This is a genomic window from Undibacterium sp. GW821-FHT07F11 (genome assembly GCF_059418665.1).
The window spans coordinates 501931-521252 of sequence record NZ_JBWKQH010000003.1; the positions used below are offsets into that span (position 1 = coordinate 501931).

The 19322-nt window shown below is 47.1% G+C and carries 21 protein-coding genes; 11 read left to right on the plus strand and 10 right to left on the minus strand.

Going from position 1 to position 19322, the window contains the following annotated elements; translation table 11 throughout:
* Window positions 1-28: 28 nt before the first annotated feature.
* The 6 genes from AC07OI_RS09445 to AC07OI_RS09470 form a co-directional block, all read right to left on the minus strand.
* Window positions 29-1687: a phage tail sheath C-terminal domain-containing protein gene (locus AC07OI_RS09445; RefSeq protein ID WP_495257023.1), complete on the minus strand. Its 1659-nt coding sequence runs from the start codon at window positions 1685-1687 to the stop codon at window positions 29-31.
* Between the two features lie 20 nt (window positions 1688-1707).
* On the minus strand, window positions 1708-2289 hold the full coding sequence (locus AC07OI_RS09450) for a peptidase associated/transthyretin-like domain-containing protein (RefSeq protein ID WP_495257024.1): 582 nt from the start codon (window positions 2287-2289) through the stop codon (window positions 1708-1710).
* Window positions 2286-2936 carry a Pvc16 family protein gene (locus AC07OI_RS09455; protein WP_492704557.1) on the minus strand — a complete coding sequence of 217 codons (651 nt, stop codon included), beginning with the start codon at window positions 2934-2936 and terminating at the stop codon, window positions 2286-2288. The genes AC07OI_RS09450 and AC07OI_RS09455 overlap by 4 nt, the downstream gene beginning before the upstream one ends.
* Complete coding sequence (locus AC07OI_RS09460; RefSeq protein WP_492704558.1) at window positions 2933-3739, minus strand: hypothetical protein; 807 nt, start codon at window positions 3737-3739, stop codon at window positions 2933-2935. The genes AC07OI_RS09455 and AC07OI_RS09460 overlap by 4 nt, the downstream gene beginning before the upstream one ends.
* 10 nt (window positions 3740-3749) lie before the next feature.
* Window positions 3750-4547, minus strand: coding sequence for a hypothetical protein (locus tag AC07OI_RS09465; protein ID WP_495257025.1), 798 nt, complete (start codon window positions 4545-4547; stop codon window positions 3750-3752).
* 128 nt (window positions 4548-4675) lie between these two features.
* Window positions 4676-5083 (minus strand): hypothetical protein, encoded by a 408-nt coding sequence (locus tag AC07OI_RS09470; protein WP_492704560.1) that lies wholly within the window; start codon window positions 5081-5083, stop codon window positions 4676-4678.
* 465 nt (window positions 5084-5548) lie between these two features.
* Here AC07OI_RS09470 and AC07OI_RS09475 point away from each other — a divergent pair, with 465 nt between their 5' ends.
* Window positions 5549-5932, plus strand: a complete 384-nt coding sequence (locus AC07OI_RS09475) for a Rap1a/Tai family immunity protein (protein ID WP_495257026.1) — start codon at window positions 5549-5551, stop codon at window positions 5930-5932.
* A gap of 35 nt (window positions 5933-5967) precedes the next feature.
* Complete coding sequence (locus AC07OI_RS09480; RefSeq protein ID WP_495257027.1) at window positions 5968-7413, plus strand: eCIS core domain-containing protein; 1446 nt, start codon at window positions 5968-5970, stop codon at window positions 7411-7413.
* 60 nt (window positions 7414-7473) lie between these two features.
* Here the strand turns inward: AC07OI_RS09480 and AC07OI_RS09485 are convergent, their stop codons facing one another.
* Together AC07OI_RS09485 and AC07OI_RS09490 are read right to left on the minus strand one after the other, a co-directional pair.
* Window positions 7474-8691: a beta-ketoacyl-[acyl-carrier-protein] synthase family protein gene (locus AC07OI_RS09485; RefSeq protein WP_495257028.1), complete on the minus strand. Its 1218-nt coding sequence runs from the start codon at window positions 8689-8691 to the stop codon at window positions 7474-7476.
* A gap of 2 nt (window positions 8692-8693) precedes the next feature.
* Entirely contained in the window at window positions 8694-8945 is a 252-nt protein-coding gene (locus AC07OI_RS09490) for an acyl carrier protein (RefSeq protein WP_492704564.1), read from the minus strand.
* 1362 nt (window positions 8946-10307) lie between these two features.
* On the opposite strand from AC07OI_RS09490, the gene AC07OI_RS09495 reads away from it, so the two are divergent.
* The 7 genes from AC07OI_RS09495 (at window position 10308) to AC07OI_RS09525 (ending at window position 16152) form a co-directional block, all read left to right on the plus strand.
* Entirely contained in the window at window positions 10308-11510 is a 1203-nt protein-coding gene (locus AC07OI_RS09495; RefSeq protein WP_495257029.1) for a class I SAM-dependent methyltransferase, read from the plus strand.
* Between the two features lie 381 nt (window positions 11511-11891).
* Window positions 11892-12194 carry a hypothetical protein gene (locus AC07OI_RS09500; RefSeq protein WP_495257030.1) on the plus strand — a complete coding sequence of 101 codons (303 nt, stop codon included), beginning with the start codon at window positions 11892-11894 and terminating at the stop codon, window positions 12192-12194.
* Window positions 12195-12632: 438 nt separating this feature from the next.
* The gene (locus AC07OI_RS09505) at window positions 12633-13256 is read left to right on the plus strand and encodes a phage virion morphogenesis protein (protein ID WP_495257031.1); all 624 of its coding nucleotides are present in this window, start codon (window positions 12633-12635) and stop codon (window positions 13254-13256) included.
* A 94-nt stretch (window positions 13257-13350) separates the two neighbouring features.
* On the plus strand, window positions 13351-14301 hold the full coding sequence (locus tag AC07OI_RS09510; RefSeq protein ID WP_495257032.1) for a phage antirepressor N-terminal domain-containing protein: 951 nt from the start codon (window positions 13351-13353) through the stop codon (window positions 14299-14301).
* Window positions 14302-14314: 13 nt separating this feature from the next.
* Window positions 14315-14497: a hypothetical protein gene (locus AC07OI_RS09515; RefSeq protein WP_495257033.1), complete on the plus strand. Its 183-nt coding sequence runs from the start codon at window positions 14315-14317 to the stop codon at window positions 14495-14497.
* Between the two features lie 102 nt (window positions 14498-14599).
* Entirely contained in the window at window positions 14600-15124 is a 525-nt protein-coding gene (locus tag AC07OI_RS09520; RefSeq protein ID WP_495257034.1) for a hypothetical protein, read from the plus strand.
* 599 nt (window positions 15125-15723) lie between these two features.
* Entirely contained in the window at window positions 15724-16152 is a 429-nt protein-coding gene (locus AC07OI_RS09525) for a hypothetical protein (protein WP_495257035.1), read from the plus strand.
* 197 nt (window positions 16153-16349) lie between these two features.
* Here AC07OI_RS09525 and AC07OI_RS09530 read toward each other — a convergent pair whose 3' ends face one another.
* Window positions 16350-16475 carry a hypothetical protein gene (locus AC07OI_RS09530; RefSeq protein WP_495257036.1) on the minus strand — a complete coding sequence of 42 codons (126 nt, stop codon included), beginning with the start codon at window positions 16473-16475 and terminating at the stop codon, window positions 16350-16352.
* Between the two features lie 14 nt (window positions 16476-16489).
* Here AC07OI_RS09530 and AC07OI_RS09535 point away from each other — a divergent pair, with 14 nt between their 5' ends.
* Window positions 16490-16753: a phage baseplate assembly protein V gene (locus AC07OI_RS09535; protein ID WP_495257037.1), complete on the plus strand. Its 264-nt coding sequence runs from the start codon at window positions 16490-16492 to the stop codon at window positions 16751-16753.
* Window positions 16754-17171: 418 nt separating this feature from the next.
* Here the strand turns inward: AC07OI_RS09535 and AC07OI_RS09540 are convergent, their stop codons facing one another.
* On the minus strand, window positions 17172-17807 hold the full coding sequence (locus tag AC07OI_RS09540) for a hypothetical protein (protein WP_495257038.1): 636 nt from the start codon (window positions 17805-17807) through the stop codon (window positions 17172-17174).
* A gap of 864 nt (window positions 17808-18671) precedes the next feature.
* Here AC07OI_RS09540 and AC07OI_RS09545 point away from each other — a divergent pair.
* Window positions 18672-19322, plus strand: coding sequence for a hypothetical protein (locus AC07OI_RS09545; RefSeq protein ID WP_495257039.1), 651 nt, complete (start codon window positions 18672-18674; stop codon window positions 19320-19322).

Genomic DNA, 19322 nt, shown 5'->3' on the forward strand with positions numbered 1-19322 from the left:
CTGGTTTTTTGAGGGGAGTCGGGTCAGATTAACCGCCCGAATCCGGCGCAGCCGTTTTTTGCGACATCCGCAAAATCACAAACTCAGCCGGATAAACCGGTGCCAGACCAATATCAATGAACATCTGTCCTAACATCCTGGTATTGGGCGGGTTGTTCGACGCATCACAAGTCACGAAAAATGCCTCCTGTGCAGTCGCACCAAATAAACCACCCTGTTGCCATAAAGTAGTCAGAAAAGCGGTCACATCCCGCGTCACTGACGACCAGGTGGTTTGGTCATTAGGTTCAAACACTACCCATTGCAAGCTTTGTTTCAGGCTTTGCTCGACATAGATGAACAAACGGCGAATGCTGATATACGTCCATTCAGTATTCAAAGCCAGTGTACGCGCGCCCCAAATCACGTTGCCGTAATTGATAAAGTTGCGAATCGCGTTGATGCCTTCAGGGTTGAGTTGATCCTGATCCGAGTCAGTAATGCTCTGATCCAGCAACACCGCCGTCAACAAGGCACCATCATCCACCCCCGCTGGCGACTTCCATACTCCGACATTGGTATCGGTATAAGCATAACGCCCCAAAGTGGGACCAGAGGGAGGAATCGGTACATTAGCGCCAGCAATCGGGTTGTAGATATACACCCAGGGATAGTAAATTGCACCAAAGTCCGAACTCAATGCATTGGGGTTGCCTGATGTGGCACTACCCTGGCCGGTTTTGAATGACAAAATACCTTGTACATCCAGGCCAAATGGAGGATCAATGACATAAAACAGATTTCGCTGTTGCGAGTTTTCACAGAATAACAGCTCCTGGTTGATCAGCGTGCCCTGAGTTAATAATGGATTGCTGTCCCCTGCTTTTTCGTAGGTAGTGATATCAGGAACAGAAAGCAGGCTGATACCCTGGACTTTTTGCAGCAAGGCAGTGGCCGCGGTAAAATTGTAGTTGGGTGAGGTACCACCTTTTAAAGCCGACGGCGTGGCGGTATTGGCTGGCCGCGAACTGGTGGTAATCGCCTTTGCGTTCGGTGCAATGCGGATAAACATGGAACTGCTGTTGATTTTGGTCGCGATCGGACTATATGCTCCGGCATCGCCTATCAAGCTGTTGCCAGTAAATCCGTTAAACGACTCAAGCACATAATAGGTTTGCCCAGACTCAACTTGCAGATTATTCTGCAGCACATAGCGCTGCAATAAAGCATTCGGCATCCCGATCTGCGTCGGTGCCGCCGTGCTGCTCAGGCCAATTTTAGATTGATCTACCGTGACACTCAGATTAAATACCGGCGTGCTACCACCAGCGGCAAGCGGCGTACTGCCATTGCTGATCATGACGCCCAGCGAATTACCCCAGGTACCGGCGGTCACGGCATTGACGACCAGGCTGCTCAGGGTCGCGGTCGCCGCCTTGGCCGCAGCCGTATCGGAACAGCGCACCACCCAGCATGCCGTACCGCCTTCGTTAAAAAATTCATAGACAGTCCAGGACACCATCGCGTACCAGGCCAGATTCCCAAACGCACTTTGGTAGGCATTCCAACTGGTGATCAGTGTCGGTTGTTCAATGGGCCCGAATTCGGTCACCCCAATAAAGACCGGAGTTGAAGTAGAGGCGCCCTGAATGCTGCGAGTGCCTGGCACTTCCTGTATATATATGCCGGGATGTTTATAAGTAGCCAAGATAGTTCTTCCCTTATCAATTATTGCATTTCAACAGACACACACTGCATTATTCCGCTTTGCACTGTGACGCTCTTTTGCACACTCTTCAAACCGGGTTTACTGAAACTCAATACCACCGCACTTTGTGGCGCAAGATTACCCCTCAGGGCCAGAGTAAAACAGCCCGCATGACGACCATCACCAAAAGAACGCGTACTCGCCGTTTTGGCGTTGGCGCGTGCAGTCTGGTAATTCGCCATCACGTCAACTCCTGACACTGGCTGCTGTCGGGCTGCGAGCACCTGCCCTGCAATCAGCGTAGTGCCCGGCGGATAAGGGTAGGCTGGTCCGGGCAGCATCGTGACAACCGTAATGGCATCAACCAATGGCTCTCTCAACGGCACCTGCAACTTGACTTCCTGATCCAGAAACCAGGGCTTATGGCAAATAATCTTGAGACGGTATTGCCCATCATCGAGGTCAGGGAATGCATAGAACGCCTGCTGTTTTGCCTGTGCTGCCACTGGTTTGCCGTCCAGCAGAAAACTCACCGCCAGCGCTTCTGCTGGTTGACCTGTAAAACCGTCAATCAACTGCACCACTGCCGACAGCTTGATCATGTTTGCTCCACCGTTTGCAGCAATGTGTCAACTGGTCGCTGCTCCGCCACTAAATCACCTTCCGTGATCATATTGACCTGGCTTACATCCCCTGACGGTATGCGAACAGGGGACAGCGTATACAATTTGGTTAATTTATAGGGCTTGTTGGGAAAGCCGCTCCATATATTATGCAAGCGTTCAAAATTGCTAAAGTCCGGCACAATGGGAATCACTTCATTGCCGCTTTGGCGCAACACCGGATGCAGCCATTGTCCATACAAGGCTGGCACGTCATGAAACAGTCGCACCAGTTTATCCACCAGTACCAGTTCCAGTTCTGCCGAACGCGCATACGGCACCATCATATACAGCAGGTCTGCCACCAGCGGAGGTGCCGTCACCGTCAGTGAATTTGGCATGCCATTTGCACCTTGCTGGCGATTAAGTGTCGCCGGTGTATTGCGCAAAAACGGATTGATTTCAAGCTGATACAAAAATAATGACAGCTTGGTTTCCCCTTGGCTGTCGATGTCAGCAGGCGATTCAAACACCACCGCCGATTCCGACGACAATTCCGAAATATGAGCGCGAATCAGGTTGCGCAGCGATTCGCTGACACAGCGCAGCACCTGGCCACTGTCAACGCTGGACGATGCGTCACTCATAGCGTAAACACCGTATAGGTTTGACTGACCAATTGTGGTTGACGATTGCCGACATGCGCATACATGCTGATATGACCGTCACAACTGGCTTTCAGATAAATGTAAGGTAAAGTCTCAGGATTCCAGCCTATATATGCCAGCATTAAAAACTCCATCTCTTCATTATCGTTGTCCTGGGTTTTCGCGGTTTCAAAGGTCAACACCGAAGTACCATACGACATGTAGTTGAGGGGGACTCCGCCGTTCAAGCCCATGAGACGTATACCACCCGATTCTGAGAACGGTGGTCCCAGGCACCAGTAGACATTACCCAAGCCTTTTTTGGTAGTGACATCAAGCGAAATCCGGTTTCCAGGTCGCGCACCATGCACTGAAATCAAGACACTGCGATACTCATGAGCAGGATCACGCAACGCCGCGCTGATGCGGCCGTTACGCCATTCGTTGGCACGTTGCGCACCAAAATACGCCATCACGCTGGCTTCATTATTGAGCGTGCAATACCCTTGCAGATAATCAACCCCTGGTGTCACCTTCAGAGACAAAGCCAGAGCAAACGAACTTAAGCCTCCATTGTTGTTGGCGGTCGTAATCGCCAGCATTTGCTCATTGAATTCGATTTTCTGGATACAAGACTCAAAACTGTCGTCCGTTTGTTCGGATAACATGGAAAACCCCAAACTGTCACCTGAACGTGCACCCAAGGACCAACTCACCCCTGCCGTGGTAAACATGAAATTGATATTTGAATTGGCCGCGACGTTGTCAAATTTCAGAACAACAGGTATTAGTTCACGGATCATGGTGTTTTCCCTATTCCAGATCAATACCAAACGAGCTCAGGCCAATGATGCTGGTGCGGTCGCAACGCGATTGCATCGTGACGCTTGCACCAGGAGGCAAATCGACTCGGCCTTTTAACTGAAACTGTTCAGTGCGTACGTACAGGCCAATATTGATTTCACTGCAGTCCTGATAAGTTTCCAAATACATTTCACGTGCATTGATCAGAAAATTACGCAAATACAGGGTTGGTTGAGTACTGGTTGAAAAACTCAAGCCCACCATCTTGCTGCTTTCCCCCCCTTCGCTCCAGATCGCCATTTGATCAGGCCGGATAGATAGAAACGCCTTGCTGTTGGCCCGCAAGTTATAAAACGTGATATTCATTTGCCGGAATACATTGACTTCGGTAAAGCAATGCTCATTAACTTGGTGCAGGGGATTGGCTTTCAGGTGCGAATTTAGATAAAGCCGTTCCTCTTCGCTCAATTCAACATCATCATCGTCACTACCGTCTGCACCTAAAGAGCTGGCTTGCTCCTGCAATAATCGCAAAACATCCGAGTCCGGATGACTGCCTATTTCAGGTGGAATGGCAACCTCGGGAAGAATCACGGGTGCAGCTGCCGATGTAGCCTGCGGTTCAGGCACATCGATAACTGGAGCGTCCTCAGCTTGAATTGAGGCCACCTGTCCTACAGCAGCATCTTCAGCATGGACTGGTGCCACCTGCTCTATTGCTGCCTCCGCAGCCGGAACAGTCGAATCACCTGCAGCAACCTCAGGCGATTTTGTCTTGGATGGGGCACCATTTTTGCGGGCACTCATGAAACTTTCCTTCGTGTTGGAAAAATCACATCCACAATTATTTCGATTCTTGTTTTCCCCATACCCGCCCAACAGGTCTGACGACAACCTGAGTGCGGGGTTCGGGCATGGCTAACTGGTCATCAGACTCAGGATGGCCACATCACACCAACTTGTGCGCTGGTCAGAGTGACTGACTTGGAATTGGAGAATGCAAACGTCACCGTCACACCTGGATCTGCAGTACAACTCATGCCAACGTAACCGCCAGTATTCGCATTAGAAATATAAGTGGCGATACTGAACGAAACAGTTGAAGAGCCCGAGCTGGAGCCACCGGAAGCCGTAATTGTCTGCATGACCTGATTTGTCATGCTGAAAGAATTGACAGGAACAGGCGAACCAGAGGTTGTTGACAGCGTGATGCCACTATTATTGGGATCACTTGGGTTACCTGAGCTCCATGCGAAGCCCTGCTGAGGAGCAATATTGATTGCAACTGACTGACCAGGAGTTGCATTACTGACTGTAATAGTACCTGACGCAAAAGTAGACATAATAGCATCCTTTTAAATTAGAAAATTATTCCAAAAAAGACTTCTAAACATCGCAAAAGCAAAGAACATTTGCAGCATGGCTAAATTCGTCGCTCCTGTTTCTCTCGTAACCGATTCAATTACGAGCGGTCATCGTACATCCGAATTAGATGAAAAATCCATAAGTAAAGTTATCTTTTTAAAACTAAATATTTTTTAGCTTTTTCGCAACAATATTGTCTTTTTATTTAGCTTATTTATTATTTTAAATGCTAATATGGCAATCGGCTTTTAATTTGCCTGTTTGAATTGATAGGGGGTTCCCTGCAAGTTCTGTCGATGGCAGGTTGTGCAGGATTCTCATCCTGATAAAGACAGGCATTGCAAAAAACTGGCCTGATCAGGTGATGTAAAAGAGTTTGCCGGATTCCGGCGACGCATCGTGCCGTGGCATGCACCCTGCATTCAACAGCAACGGAGATTGACATGCAAAAATTATTCTGGACATGTATATTCATTTGCAGCATTAGCCTGGCAGCACAGGCGCAAGCCAAAGACGGAGCGTATTTTCTCAGGGCATGTGAGGCTGCTGTGAAACAGGCAGATGGAGCGCAAATGACATTGGAAGACAGTTTGTCCGCCCTCAATTGCATGACCTATATTTCCGGTTTTCGCGAGGCCCTGGCGCTTAACAGCAAAATCAGCAAGACCCCAAAACTCTACTGCCCGCCTGATGGTGGCGTAACCCACGAGCAAGTGGCCCGCGTGTTTGCCAAATTCTTGCAAAACAACCCGGAATCCCTGAGCCAAAATGGCAGCCTGTCATTGTACATAGCACTTAGCAAGAACTATCCATGCGTTGACTCCTGATGCGCTGACCAGTTTACCGGACAAGCGATACAAACATGCATGGTCAATTCACTCGCCCGGCAAAACAGACAAGGGTCAAGGCGGATGAGCCTGCACGCACTGCTGAACCAGCATCAGCCCAACAAACCGGGCTGGAACCCATGGGCAACTATCAATATGCACGCAGCCCCATGCAGTTGCGCAACAAACCCAATCAGACTGGTTTGCCAGACTCACTCAAAACCGGCATAGAAACTTTGTCCGGCATGTCCATGGACCATGTTCGCGTCCATTACAACTCCAGCAAACCGCGACAGCTCAATGCCCTGGCTTATGCCCAAGGGAGCAATATTCATTTGGCCCAGGGGCAAGAACAGCACTTGCCACATGAAGCCTGGCACGTAGTACAACAAGCCGAAGGGCGGGTCAAACCCACGCTACATGCCAATGGCCTTGCCATTAACGATAATCAACAACTGGAACAAGAGGCCGACCAGCGTGGCAGCCAGGCCATGCAGCTGCAGAGCAGCACATCTCAGCCACAAAGATTCATGCTACCCAATGACAGGGGCTTGATCCAACGCCAACTGGATGAAGATTTTGATGCAGCCGGAACCACCAGCAAAAAGAACCTGAAAGCCTGCCAAGACTTTGCCAAAATTGTCAGCGACCTGGTCGACCAAGCCTATGATGAATTGATGACAGGCAAAATCCAGGACTGGACTGGCGCAAAAATTGCCACTTTCCTCAATTTACTTCAGCGTAATAGCAATATGGCTGTCACGCATGTCGGTAATGCCATGGAAGAGCGGGTATATGCGCTGATGAATGAAACCGACCTGCCACTGAACTGGGCCAAGCAGCGTTCCGAAGACATGGGTAGTGTCTCATATCCCGATATCGTTCTCCATCTGGATGACAAAAAAGAAGGATTGATCGACATCACCTCAGACCGTCGTCACATCCTGGGTAAAAGTGGTGGCTGGACCACTAGCGAACGCTATGTCTACGTCGCAGAAGCTTACTTCGAATCCGTCACCAAGGAAGACTTACCAAACATCAAGAATGCCATCAAAGAAGGTGGTATAACAAAAAAACATGCCAAAACTCTCAAAAAAGAGGCCGACAGGCAGCGACAACTTAAATTACTGGCCCGTCAAGAGCAAATTGACGAAGCGCGGAAACTGTACAACAAGTACAGCAGTTTTAGCGAATTTGTTATTGCTGAATTTGCAGGAGACAGAACCAAAGCGGGTCGGTACATGCGCAGAAATGGCCTGGGTAACCTTAAAGGCGTACCCAAAGTGAAGGGCAAGCGCAAATTGTCGGATGAAGGCAAGAAAAAACGCAAAAAAATCGCAATGAAAGAGAAGCAAGCGCTAAAAAAACAAAGACTGGATGATGAAAAGGAAGAAGAGGCAGATAATGAATCTGAAAAATCGGAGTCTGAAAAATCGGAATATGTCAGTGACAAATCTGATGATGAAAATAATTTTGATTGATCATTGGCGCAAGGATTGTGGCAAGACATTTTCCCGACCTTGAATCTGATTGCGCAGTGCCTATGTGGCCCGGTATTTTTTCGCAATCAGCACATTATTACTTCCGCCAAACGCAAAAGAATTCGACATGACACAATCAATATTTTTGTGGCGAGCCGAAGTCACTACATCGATTCCCAAACGCTCATCCAGCTCACGACAATTTGCCGTTGGCGGAATCAGATCATGCTCCATCGCCAACAACGAGAGAGCAAGTTCAACTGCGCCACCAGCCCCCATCAAATGACCATGCACGGCCTTCGTTGAACTGACCGGCACTGCCTCGCTGCGATGACCAAATACCGTTCGTATCGATTCCGCTTCAATGGCATCCCCTACCACTGTCGCCGTACCGTGAGCATTGATGTAATCAACTGCGTCCGCGTTTATACCTGCATCCTTCAAAGCCAGGCGCATGGCTCTTACCTGCCCATCCACCGACGGGTGTGTAATATGACTGGCATCACAGGAACTGCCAAAACCGACAAGTTCAGCAAGTATGCTTGCCTTACGTGACAATGCAGAATCCAAAGACTCCAACACAAGAAATGCTGCCCCCTCCCCCAGCACCAGCCCATTCCTGTCTTTTGAAAATGGTCTGCACGAAGCAGCAACATCCTGATCCGCCGGAGCCAAGGCACATAGTGCATGCCAGGCATGCAGCACACCATAAGTAAGCAATGCCTCACTACCCCCGGCCAACACACGATCGGCATACCCGTGCCGGATAGTTCGCAAGGCTGCGCCAATAGCCGCAGAAGAAGACGCGCATGCCACCGCATAGGTATTATTTTGACCGCGAATACCAAACTTGATCGATATCTCTGACGCAGAAGCACTCATCATCCCGCGCGGTAAAGACATTGGCGCAATGCGATCTTTATTCTCCGCATATAGCCGATGGAATGCAGCATCTTGCGTTGCGTTGCCACCACTGCCCGTACCCAAATGGATAGCCATTTCGGTCAACAAATCTGGACGTTCCAGCAGACCGGCATTGTCCAAAGCACGCCGCCCAGCGGCCAGTGATAACTGAGCAACACGATCGCTGCTAGCACTCTCCTGCGCCACGGCTTCATCAACAAAGGCTGCCAACAGCACAGGTGACTGACGGGCAGATGCAGGCAACAGCCGAATTGCAGAGCGCCCGGCAGCAACGTTATCAAACACCTGCCCAGGCCAATTACCGGAGGGACAGACGATGCCTATCCCGGTGACAACAACACGCGTTAAATTCATGATCACCCTGCCGCCAGATTGATCGCTTCTTCAATTTGGTCGAATACTTCGCCCAATGTAACTGGTGGACTGACGAATTGACCAAAACGGATACCAAATGCATCTTCAACTTCAAACTTAAATTCAATGAGAGCCAACGAATCAAATCCAATTTCCTGAAGCTTAGATTCGCGCGTCAACTCTTCATGTGGCAACGTCAATTCTTTCGGCAACATTGAGAAAAGACGTTCTTTTAACTCAGTATTTTTCAACATAGAAGCACCCGATAATTTTAGATCAGTTGATGATGAAGACCTGCACATATGCGTACCACAGGTGCCACCGAATTATTTGCTCAATAATTTACTTAAAATATTGGCTGCCAGCATGCGCCAAGTGCCTTTGTCATTGAGTAATTAAATGGCAATTAAAATGCAATTTTAACATCTACGGATATATGCGCCCATTTCCAGGCACAAGGTTCAACACTCAGCGGCGAAGTGTTGTTTGATTGCCGCATCCTTTGGATGTGTGAGGCTGGAATGACGCTTACAAGTTTTAAAAAATGCGCTACTCATGCAGGGGTCGCTGGCTAAGCTCACAGCCCGTATTACCCAGGACCAGGCCAAAGCCACTGCGTTGGAAAATGAAAGACTCATGTTTGATTTGCATGGTAGTCATGATAAAACTTCTGATTCAAGTTTATTGGTTCATCGTGCTGCCAAATATTTCCCAGAAAACTATGCAAGAACCCGGCAAATCCGATGAGCTGGTTTGGGTTGTTTGCTTAAGAAATATTTAAAACGTATGGCAAGATACCAATCAATTCTCACCACATCTACAAGACCAAGGCAAAGCAGCTCGCAAGCAAAGCCTGCACGGATGCTTGTAATACAGCCGTCGAAAAAACGAATGTATTCAGCAAATACACTTACCCTTTCTCTTGGGAAATTTCGGTGCTTCAACTTCTATTTTGTAAGTTTCTTCCTACCATCAAAATTGACATGCGCCTACAAATTGTTTTTACATTTACCGACTGTTTGATGCCAGAACCGTGTTTACCATGGCCTCACTAGCAGGCTTTGCAGTTTTTTTTGAAAGCTCTGGCATATATCCTCTTGTTGATTTCGCAGTGCCAATTTTCTTCAGAAAATATCAATATTTTGCAAGCAAGGGCCTCAATCTGAAGAAGAATGATGCAATCGATTAAACGGCGTTTTGTTTGAAGCGATCAAACACAGCGAGCCCGGCCATGGCGCGACAAGCCATATCAAAAAAACGCTGACAAGAAATCTTCGTTTAACAGACGTCATCATTACTAGTGGCGATGGCGCTTTTGCAGATATTAATTTTGCGGAGTTTTGATGCAGATGAAAAAATTAAAAAAAAGATAAACTTCTTTTTAAAGGCGACACGCAAGTCTTTGTTATTGTATGAATTCGTCAAACCAATGAATATTTCAAGGAAATATTTCACAAGAAAAAATAATTTCCTCATCGCGACGGGTAGCTCGTTTAGCTTAAGAAATGGCTTGCTGTTACTCGGCAGTAGAAGATTCGTTATGTAAGACAGGTACTTATTCAGGCTTTATTGCGGAGCCCGGGAGAAATTAAATTTCAGATTGTTGAGAGGTAATTATGTTTTGGCAAAAAAAATTTGAAAGCTGGGCCGACATGGTGCGCAGCCGTTCAGATATACCGCTGCGTGTTGAACTGTGGAACGGTCAGCAATTAAACTTCTCAACAGAATTCCCTCAGGTCATAGTTCGAATTCCCCATGTGTCTGGCTTACGCTATCTGCTCACACCTTCACTATTCAATCTTGGTACAGCTTATATTGACGGGAAGATTGATGTCTATGGTGAACCAGGTGCAATTATCTCCATCGGCAATTTATTGGCAGAGAACACGCTTAAACTGGAAGGAAAGTTTTCACGCATATCCCGGAAATTACGTCGCAGCAAAGATAAGGACAAGCAAGCCATCCAATTTCACTATGATATTTCAAATGATTTCTACCGCTTGTGGCTTGATGAAAATATGGTGTATTCCTGTGCCTATTTCGAAAATGGTGACGAGGATCTGGACACTGCCCAAATAAAGAAAATTGATCATATATTGAAAAAAATTCGACTCTCCCAAGGCGACCGCTTGCTTGATATCGGGTGTGGATGGGGAGCCCTGGTCATACGCGCAGCAAAAATTTATGGCGCAAGGTGTGTAGGTATTACCTTGTCCGAAAACCAGGCTGAACTTGCTCTTCAAAGAGTCAAGCAAGAAGGTTTGAGTGACCTGATTGAAATTCGACTTCAGGATTACCGGGATGTCGAAGGCGTATTCAACCGCATCACAAGTGTGGGCATGTTTGAACACGTTGGCCTCAGCCATTTAACGGAATATTTTTCGAAGATCAACTCCTTGCTTGATGAAAACGGGCTGGTCATGAATCATGGCATCACCTCTACCGATGCAGAAAGTGGCGAGACCCCTTATGGAAACGGTGAATTTATAGAGCAATATGTCTTCCCTCACGGCGAACTCCCCCACATTAGCCTGGCATTAAAATCCATGCAAGAAGGAGGACTGGAAGTCTATGATGTAGAAAATTTACGAAGACACTACGCCAGGACCTGCAACTTATGGAAGGAAAGGTTTGAGCGCAATGACGATGAGATCAGGAATCTGGTAGGCGAGAGAAAATATCGTATCTGGAGGGTCTACCTGGCGGGTTGTGAATACGCATTTAATAAAGACTGGATTTCACTTTTCCAAATTGTCTGCGGCAAAGCAGGAAAAACACCAGACAAACTTTCATGGTCAAGGCGCAATCTCTATCAATAGCAAAGTTACTTACCCAGCCCCTACTCATCAAGACAAATAGGATTGTATGTCAACATGGATCACAACCGATGCAAATTATCCCGGAAAGTAGACCATCAAATTTCAGTGCAAATCAACACCGTGACTCGCATTTGAGTCAAAAGAAACCCATGCTGAGATGGGCTTTTCTGGCTGCGCCTGAGTGAAGCCTAGCATATACCCAGGGAAGATGAATTCACATATGTTTGATTAAACTCAATAAACAGGATTAGCAATATAAGTCGCACCTTGGTACCTGTAGAATAGGAATATGCAATCCCGTATTAAAGCGCGCGCATCCCATATAATGATTTCTTGTCGATTGCATCTGCGCTTCAACCGAACAAAGACGGAGCATAGCCTATGAAGTCTTATTACGAACACTTTGGTGTACCACCCGAAAATCTGCGGGCAGCAAAAAGATGGGCATCTGGCGATATAGATAAATCCCTCGACATTCGCGTCCCGACACGCAAAGAAGTTGCCAAACTCAAGCCCAAAAAGATAACGGCAATATTGATTAACTGGATGTGCAAAAGCCCCACAGAAATCATACCAAGCCGAACTCAAATTCAAGAAGTAAGAGACATACTCATCACCAGGGAAGACGCCGCAGAACTCAGCGGCTTGATAACCATGTGCAACTACTACATCACTAACGACTAAACACACACTTCCTCAAAAAAAAGCAGCCTGCACACCACTCACGCTCGTTTGAATACGCCTACACCTTAAACATCATCTATAAAGTAAGTTGCAGCATAACCCAAGCGGCAACGGGCTGGAAGTGGGTTTTTATGGCCACGTAGCCCGTTTTACGCGAAATAACAGATTTGATAAAGGTATCATCACGGTTTCCACAAAAAACGGAACGCCTGCTTTTGCGTTATCGGTTACTTGAACATTTCTAAAATTTAAATACCTTATACGACATGATCGAAATCATCCCAATTCGCACTGTTGACGAAGCTCTCGCTCTCGTCGCAGCCTTCGAAGGTTCTCCCAAAGATTTTATGCTAGCCGTTCACCAATCGCTACTTGATCCCGTCGGCATAAACATGGCATTGATCACCGATAGGATCCTCGCAAGAGGCTGGTTGCCAGATGGATTTGAACAGCGCGCTGATCACAGGTTATATCGCTACAGGGAATTTGCATAGAGAGCTACTCCAACCACCCGCTGTACAGCTGGTCACTCTCGCCCAAGACCTGCGCGGCAAACAAGGCCGCCTCAAAAAGCAAAAAGCCAGCATGTTCAACAAGCTGCGCACAAACACCCACCTCAAGGCAAAGGCAGACGGCAACGGGCTGGGAATGGGTTTCTATGGCCGCGTAGCCCGTATTGCGCGGGTGCATCAATACGGGCTACGGGATAGGGTTATGGCGGGTGGGGGTGAGGTGGTGTATCAAAAACGAACTTTGATTACCTTTTCTAAACTGCAAGACCTGCGCGCCAGCTTTGAACGCCTGCGCGGCCTGCAAATCGACGCCCTCAAAGCCATGAGTGCGGATTCGAGCAGTTGCAGGAGCATGGTGAGGGCGCTGTCGGTGACGCCCATGTCGGCGTTGATGCGGTCTAGCTCGGTTAGGGCGTCGCAGATGCTGGCGAGGTCGTCGAGCAGGGTGTCGCAGGCGAACAACCCCTCGCCCCCAAGGCCTCCACGCCCTCCTCTCCCCGTACAACAACGCCTCCTCACCACCTGGAACCACCTGTCTGACTTGATCTGATCTGCCGCAAACTTCAGCCACTCGTAATATTTTGCAAACTAATTTACTATTTTCTATGTGCGCACAAAGAATCCAATTAATTAGAGGAAAGAACATGCAAACTCAGATTATTTCTGTTGATTTTCATAAAGATAAGCTGCTGCTGATTGATAAAGACAACGAGCCTATGGTGCCGATGAAGCCTATCGTCGAAAACATGGGTTTAAACTGGCCAACACAGCGCAGAAAACTTGCTGCAGACAAAAAAAGATGGGGTATGTTCATAATGACCATACCTTCGCAAGGCGGGGATCAAGAGACAGTTTGCCTGCCTATCCGAAAAATTGCGTCCTGGCTAATGACCATCAGCCCCAACAAAGTCGCCCCAGAACTCCGCGACAAAATCATCCGCTATCAAAACGAATGTGACAACGTGCTGTGGAAATATTGGACTAATGAGGCCAAAAAGGATGGCGTTGTTCAAATCCAGATGCTTGCCCCGCGTGAACCCGTGCCGCAACTTACTGGTAACACATCCATACGGCTCAAAATGCGTGACGTACTGACCATGCAGCAGCAATGCCGCGACCGCATGCGTGAAATCGAAAAAACCGAGAGCCCTGCCATACGCGCTGGTCTCTTTGAGCAATTACGCTTCGTTGCAGACCAAATCGGTCACGACGTGCCAGACCTCGATCATTTCGCCTTCCCCAAGCCCGCACCTCTGCCCCTGCCTGTTGAACCTGTAAAGCAGAAGCCTGCACTCAAACCCCGGCAACCTGTCAGCGTCAACCAGTTTTGGGACATCGTCAGACAGCTGGAAGAATCCGGCATCGCCCTCAACCACAGCCGCCTCGCCCACCGCATCGCCATCAACCTGCCCGAAGTCGCAGAACTGGCCGAGCAGCACAAGTTCCGCATGCCCGATATGGCCGTTCTGCGCAAATCCATCAAAGAAAGCAAAGACCCCGTTTTCATCGAAGCGACAGAAGTTAGCAGCATCTTGCGCAAAAAACCCGTCAAGTGCCATGTATTCGACGCGCAAGGCTATTCATTGAAAAATTAAACAGGACGCCACCATGCCAACCACCACCAAACCCCTGACCACCAAAGAACGCCAGCTCGTAGAAGCCGCCTACCAGGCCGCCCTGGCCAAGCTAAAAACCACCACCCACCCCGTCAAACGGCAGTGTCTGCTTGAAGAACTAACAGACTGGTGCACCCTGATGGGCTATCCAGCGCCAACGCAACTAAGGCACTGATGCAATACGCCAGCCAAACACAGACAAAATCCTGTGTTTGGTGTTGGTATTGCTACAATGTGGCATTGAGCCAAGAAAATTGGCAGCCACACCAGGATAAACATGACCTCAACCGTCGTTTTCGACATCACACAAGCCGGATATAAATCCTATACGTTTCCAGCATTCGGGCTAATCTTTGTTGCCATTGGTGCAGTGATACTGTTTTTTCACTTCATCAACAAACGCAAAACCCCACCCGGATCAAAAACCAAACTTTCTGGGAAAAGACCTTGGTTTTTTTATTTCTATTTTGGGTTTTCCTGTATTTGGACTATTACCGCGTTCCACAGCACTTACTCAGATTACAAGGACTTGCGCACTGCCTACGAACATGGTCAATGCAAACTCGCAGAAGGCCGGGTCGAAAATTTCAAGATAGCGCCTAAAGAAAAAAGGAAATCGGACGAATCGTTTGATGTCGGAGACGCGCATTTCTATTACGCAAATCACTATGTCTCCGCAGGCTTTAACACATCTTCTGTTGTCGGCGGCCCCATGAAAGAAGGCCTATATGTGAGGATACATCACTGCGGCAACGATATCGCAAGGCTTGAAATTGTCGATAACGTGAAGCCAAAGAATTAGCCCGCGTAGCTGCGAATAGCCCCACGTATACAGGTGCTTAAATGCCACTAGATATAAAATTCTTTTTTACGATAGCCACTACCGTAGTTACAGTGCTAATTTACTTTTCAAGTTCTGGAAAAGGTAGCGCCGGTTCGGACCGGGTGTGGAAGTTCGGAAAAAATGATCCAGTTCGTAATTTACTTTTTCGACCTGATGGCTCAGCAAGACAGCATATGAAGATATGTGTTTTGATCTTATTTGCTTTGGTGTTGCTAGTTCTTTGGTTTTTTGTTCCGACAATTAATGTCGTGCAAAATCGGAGTTAACCCGCGTGCATGCGAATATAGATATTTTCAGCCCGCGTAGGTACGAATAACCCTGCGTATTCGTACCTACGCGGGCTAATCGCACTTTGCTGGCTAAATAAAAAGGGATTAAGTTTGGAGTTCGAATTGCACAGCGAGACAATTTCATTGCGTAGCAGGAGAATACCTCGTAAAGAAGCATGGGCATGTATTGTCATGTCGGTTTTCGGGTTGAGCTGTTTATATATCGATGACAACCGACTAGGGTTTGAAAGGATTGGCGTAGTTGCTTCCACAATAATGGGAGCGTTTATGGATCAATCGAAAGTGCTGTATTTCCAAAAGACTTACGGCAAGATGAGAGATGATGAATTAGCGTATCTTATCGCGACGGGAAGTGATGGATTAGTCGAGGAAGCGCGAATGGCGTTGACGACAGTTCTTCAGACCCGAGATTCAAAGAGCATTGAAACTGAGGTGGCAGCGACAATTAATGACCTAAACAGTCAAGCGGCATTCCAAACTCAGCAAATACTGAAGCATAACCAATTGCAAGCCTCTCTTCGAAAAGCATTTCAATTGTTCTGTGCGTTTTTTTTAATCTCGGGTATCGCACTATTAATTTTCGGCGAATATGAACTCGGATCAATATGCGCCGCCGGTGGCCTTATTTGCTCGGGGCTGTTCGAACTTCGACGGCTCGCTGTCAGATTCATTGTTGCTATCTTCAAGATGAATTAGCCCGCGTAGGTACGAATAGCCACGCGTATTCGTACGCATGTTACCTCAAAATATCTCACACCCCTCGCGCACGCGTAAACGCCGCTGAGTTACTAAGCCCCATAGCAACCCTTCCCCGCGTGACTGGCTAGCTCGGTCACATCACCATAGACGGCATGGAATTCACCCTTGCCGACCTCTCCCGCCGCCTGCAAAATCTAGTCCGCTTTGGCACCATTACCGAAGTCAAGCTCGGCCGCGTACCGCAAGTGCGCCTGCAAATTGGCGACATCAAAACCGGCTTCTTGCCCATGACAAGGTACGCGCTGGCAAAACAAAGACATGGAACGTACCCACAGTGGGCGAGCAATGCGTTTTGCTTTCACCCTCCGGTGAATTCGCGGGCGGCATGGTTTTGCCAGGCATTGCCAGCAACCACAACCCGGCACCAGACACCAACCCGGACAACACCCGCACGGAGTACCCAGACGGCGCGACGGCTAATTACAACCACGCAGAGCATCACTATGTCATCACCTGGCCAGCAGAGGGCAAGTTTAGTTTTGTCGCCGGTAATACCACACTCGAACTGCGAAACGACTGCGGCGGCAGATGTAGATGAAAATAGCCCGGTATACCCACACGCTAAAATAGAAAATGCAAATTTGCGTGCAAACTTGTGCAAAGTTTTGTGCCGCTTTTCAAGTTGCAGACGGCAGTCTCCGTAACCATGCCCGCTTTTTGCTATTTTCATTGATTTCTTATAATGAAATTAATAAAAATGCACAAAAAAAACCCTTGATTATTCATCAAGGGCTTTTTCGTATTCGTTGGCGGAAGCTGTGAGATTCGAACTCACGAAGGCTATAACACCTCGCCAGTTTTCAAGTTCTCCCCATTACTCCATTAAATCAAGCATGTATCCAAAAATCGTTTCCGTTTGCCCCCTCTTCCACAAAATTTCTTTTCCCTATGAATCAGTGGTCCAGAATTACTCCATTGCGGAAATGATTTTTGCAATTATTTTCGAGAAAATCCTATTAACTAGGCTGACCTAATTTGCTTCTCGCTCCCCATATATAGAAAGATGGGATACGTTTTTTTAGCCCAGCTCGATGCAAACCAATTCCCTTTGTAATTGGTTTTTCAGGCAGATAAGGGGCTTGTATTTGCCAGGCACGATAAATGAGCTCTTCCTCTGTAAAAGCCTGGCCGTCAAGTGCCCGCAAAAAGATTGCTGGCTTTTCTCTTCCAGTTGCACTAAATGGAATCAAGTACATTTCAGGGATCCTCATAGTGTTCAAGGTGATTGCATCAGAATTTTTTCGAGAGCTGGCAATCAAGGCACCAACCTGTACCGCGTTGTCGGGAATCGCTTCGTGCCATTCAAGTGCTTGGTACTGAGCAAATGAAAATGGGAGTTCTGGCCGATGCGTATCTCGCTCAAATTGCGTGTATTCCTCAGCGCGTAGGTAAATATGATTTGAGACGAAAATCTCAGCCGTCGTCCGATAGTAGGAAACACTGGCATTTAAGTTTCCAAGGGCCCAGCGCCCTTTATCAGCACGCCAATAGTCGTATATGACAACTTCTTCGTCGTACGCTATAACTCTGACAGGATCTTCGGACCAAGGGCTTTTATACACGCCACCAAGAATGAGTTGCAGTCTAGCCATAAGAAATACTGGATGTATAACAGCATCAGTTTAACAATCGGCAATTATAGATTAATAGATCATTTGCAACATATGCTGGCTCGCATTTTGACTGAGTCTAAAATAAAGTACCCCTCGGGAAAAAGGTAACTAAGGTAATCTTTTTTTGCAAAACCGTGGAAACCCTTGATATATAAGGCTTTCAAGCGAATTGCAAAAGGTAATAATTAGGTAATCTAAAGGTATTCTAGTTACCTATATAAATGGTATTTTCTTCATTAACAAATATCCTTATAAATCAATGACTTAAAAATTAATTACCTTTTACATTACCTAAAGTTACCAAATAAAGTAACCAGATATCCCTATATAAATCAAAGACTTAGATAACAATAATTGATGCAGTTACCTTAGTTACCCTTTTCCCGAGGCCTCCCCAAATCTCAGGAAAATCTGTGTTTCACTCTGTATGGCCGCATAAAGGTATGTTCATTATGGATACACCTGCGACTTTGCATGAAATCTGCGTCAAACTGCGTCATCATTTGAGGCTATCCGGGAGACCGCAAACGTAAGCCGGGCTTGGTCCTAACTGGTGACGCATATTTGAGTCAAAAGCGACCTATTTAGCGGGCAGGCGTGGTGGGGGGATGTCTGCGCGCCAAGGGATGAATTGAGTTTTGATGACTGAAAATTGCTTAAATGCAATTTCAAGATTATATAAACAAACCCTTTGTTGCTTTTTTAGCAGTTCACACAAATTCACTCTTCAAACTTGCAATAAATATAAAATTTTCTATAAACTTAGAATTAGATGCAGCAATCGAATTGGTGAAATTACAATGACTACAGAGAATTGGGAGTACCTAAGAAAGGATCTAATTAATGATTATTCGGGCGTTTTTCGGTAGACAAAGATCCGTTGGCCGACAAGATTTGGATGCGGCAATAGCAAATTGCTTAACTCAACTTTCTCAAAAGTTGCAAGTCATCTATGATCAATTCGCATTATCGGGTGTGACTTTGGATCAGAATCAAGAAAAGCAAATAATTTCTGCAGCAAAAGATGCACTCGTCTGGGTAGCATTATCCCCGCGTGCAAAAACCAGCAGACGAGCAAACACCTTAAAGTTAAGGAGCAAAGCAAGATTCAAAGTTCGAATTTCCAAAGCTCTAGAGCCCACTTTAACAACTACCGAAGGTAATAATTTACTAAACAGGATATTGAGTGAAGTTAGAGTCACCATTGTTAAGGCAGAGAAAATTACGATGACCTTAAGCAGAAGTACTATACTGGATACAACTACAGTATCAAAATCCGGTATTACTTCAACCAGAGATTTAATCGATATTGATGAAGGACATTCTAAGCCTGGATTAATAAGCGGTACGCATGGACCTTTTGATAATCCTCAATTCAAATTCAAACTTTCAAGACCGTCGCACTCAGGAATCATGTGCCATGTCGTACGCCCTGCGAAGCATAAAGTACCTCCAGTGCGACCAGTCGAGACCACGAAAAAAGGGAAAGGCTAA

Bases quoted from the DNA above. Each gene is read 5' to 3' on its own strand.
- AC07OI_RS09515 (WP_495257033.1), top strand. From the start codon at position 14,315: ATGCCAACCACCACCAAACCCCTGACCACCAAAGAACGCCAGCTCGTA.
- AC07OI_RS09475 (WP_495257026.1), top strand. From the start codon at position 5,549: ATGCAAAAATTATTCTGGACATGTATATTCATTTGCAGCATTAGCCTG.
- AC07OI_RS09505 (WP_495257031.1), top strand. From the start codon at position 12,633: ATGGATTTGAACAGCGCGCTGATCACAGGTTATATCGCTACAGGGAAT.
- AC07OI_RS09530 (WP_495257036.1), bottom strand. From the start codon at position 16,475: ATGTCTTTGTTTTGCCAGCGCGTACCTTGTCATGGGCAAGAAGCCGGT.
- AC07OI_RS09470 (WP_492704560.1), bottom strand. From the start codon at position 5,083: ATGTCTACTTTTGCGTCAGGTACTATTACAGTCAGTAATGCAACTCCT.
- AC07OI_RS09480 (WP_495257027.1), top strand. From the start codon at position 5,968: ATGCATGGTCAATTCACTCGCCCGGCAAAACAGACAAGGGTCAAGGCG.
- AC07OI_RS09540 (WP_495257038.1), bottom strand. From the start codon at position 17,807: ATGGCTAGACTGCAACTCATTCTTGGTGGCGTGTATAAAAGCCCTTGG.
- AC07OI_RS09525 (WP_495257035.1), top strand. From the start codon at position 15,724: ATGGATCAATCGAAAGTGCTGTATTTCCAAAAGACTTACGGCAAGATG.
- AC07OI_RS09520 (WP_495257034.1), top strand. From the start codon at position 14,600: ATGACCTCAACCGTCGTTTTCGACATCACACAAGCCGGATATAAATCC.
- AC07OI_RS09495 (WP_495257029.1), top strand. From the start codon at position 10,308: ATGTTTTGGCAAAAAAAATTTGAAAGCTGGGCCGACATGGTGCGCAGC.
- AC07OI_RS09465 (WP_495257025.1), bottom strand. From the start codon at position 4,547: ATGAGTGCCCGCAAAAATGGTGCCCCATCCAAGACAAAATCGCCTGAG.
- AC07OI_RS09450 (WP_495257024.1), bottom strand. From the start codon at position 2,289: ATGATCAAGCTGTCGGCAGTGGTGCAGTTGATTGACGGTTTTACAGGT.
- AC07OI_RS09545 (WP_495257039.1), top strand. From the start codon at position 18,672: ATGATTATTCGGGCGTTTTTCGGTAGACAAAGATCCGTTGGCCGACAA.
- AC07OI_RS09510 (WP_495257032.1), top strand. From the start codon at position 13,351: ATGCAAACTCAGATTATTTCTGTTGATTTTCATAAAGATAAGCTGCTG.
- AC07OI_RS09460 (WP_492704558.1), bottom strand. From the start codon at position 3,739: ATGATCCGTGAACTAATACCTGTTGTTCTGAAATTTGACAACGTCGCG.
- AC07OI_RS09500 (WP_495257030.1), top strand. From the start codon at position 11,892: ATGAAGTCTTATTACGAACACTTTGGTGTACCACCCGAAAATCTGCGG.
- AC07OI_RS09485 (WP_495257028.1), bottom strand. From the start codon at position 8,691: ATGAATTTAACGCGTGTTGTTGTCACCGGGATAGGCATCGTCTGTCCC.
- AC07OI_RS09455 (WP_492704557.1), bottom strand. From the start codon at position 2,936: ATGAGTGACGCATCGTCCAGCGTTGACAGTGGCCAGGTGCTGCGCTGT.
- AC07OI_RS09490 (WP_492704564.1), bottom strand. From the start codon at position 8,945: ATGTTGAAAAATACTGAGTTAAAAGAACGTCTTTTCTCAATGTTGCCG.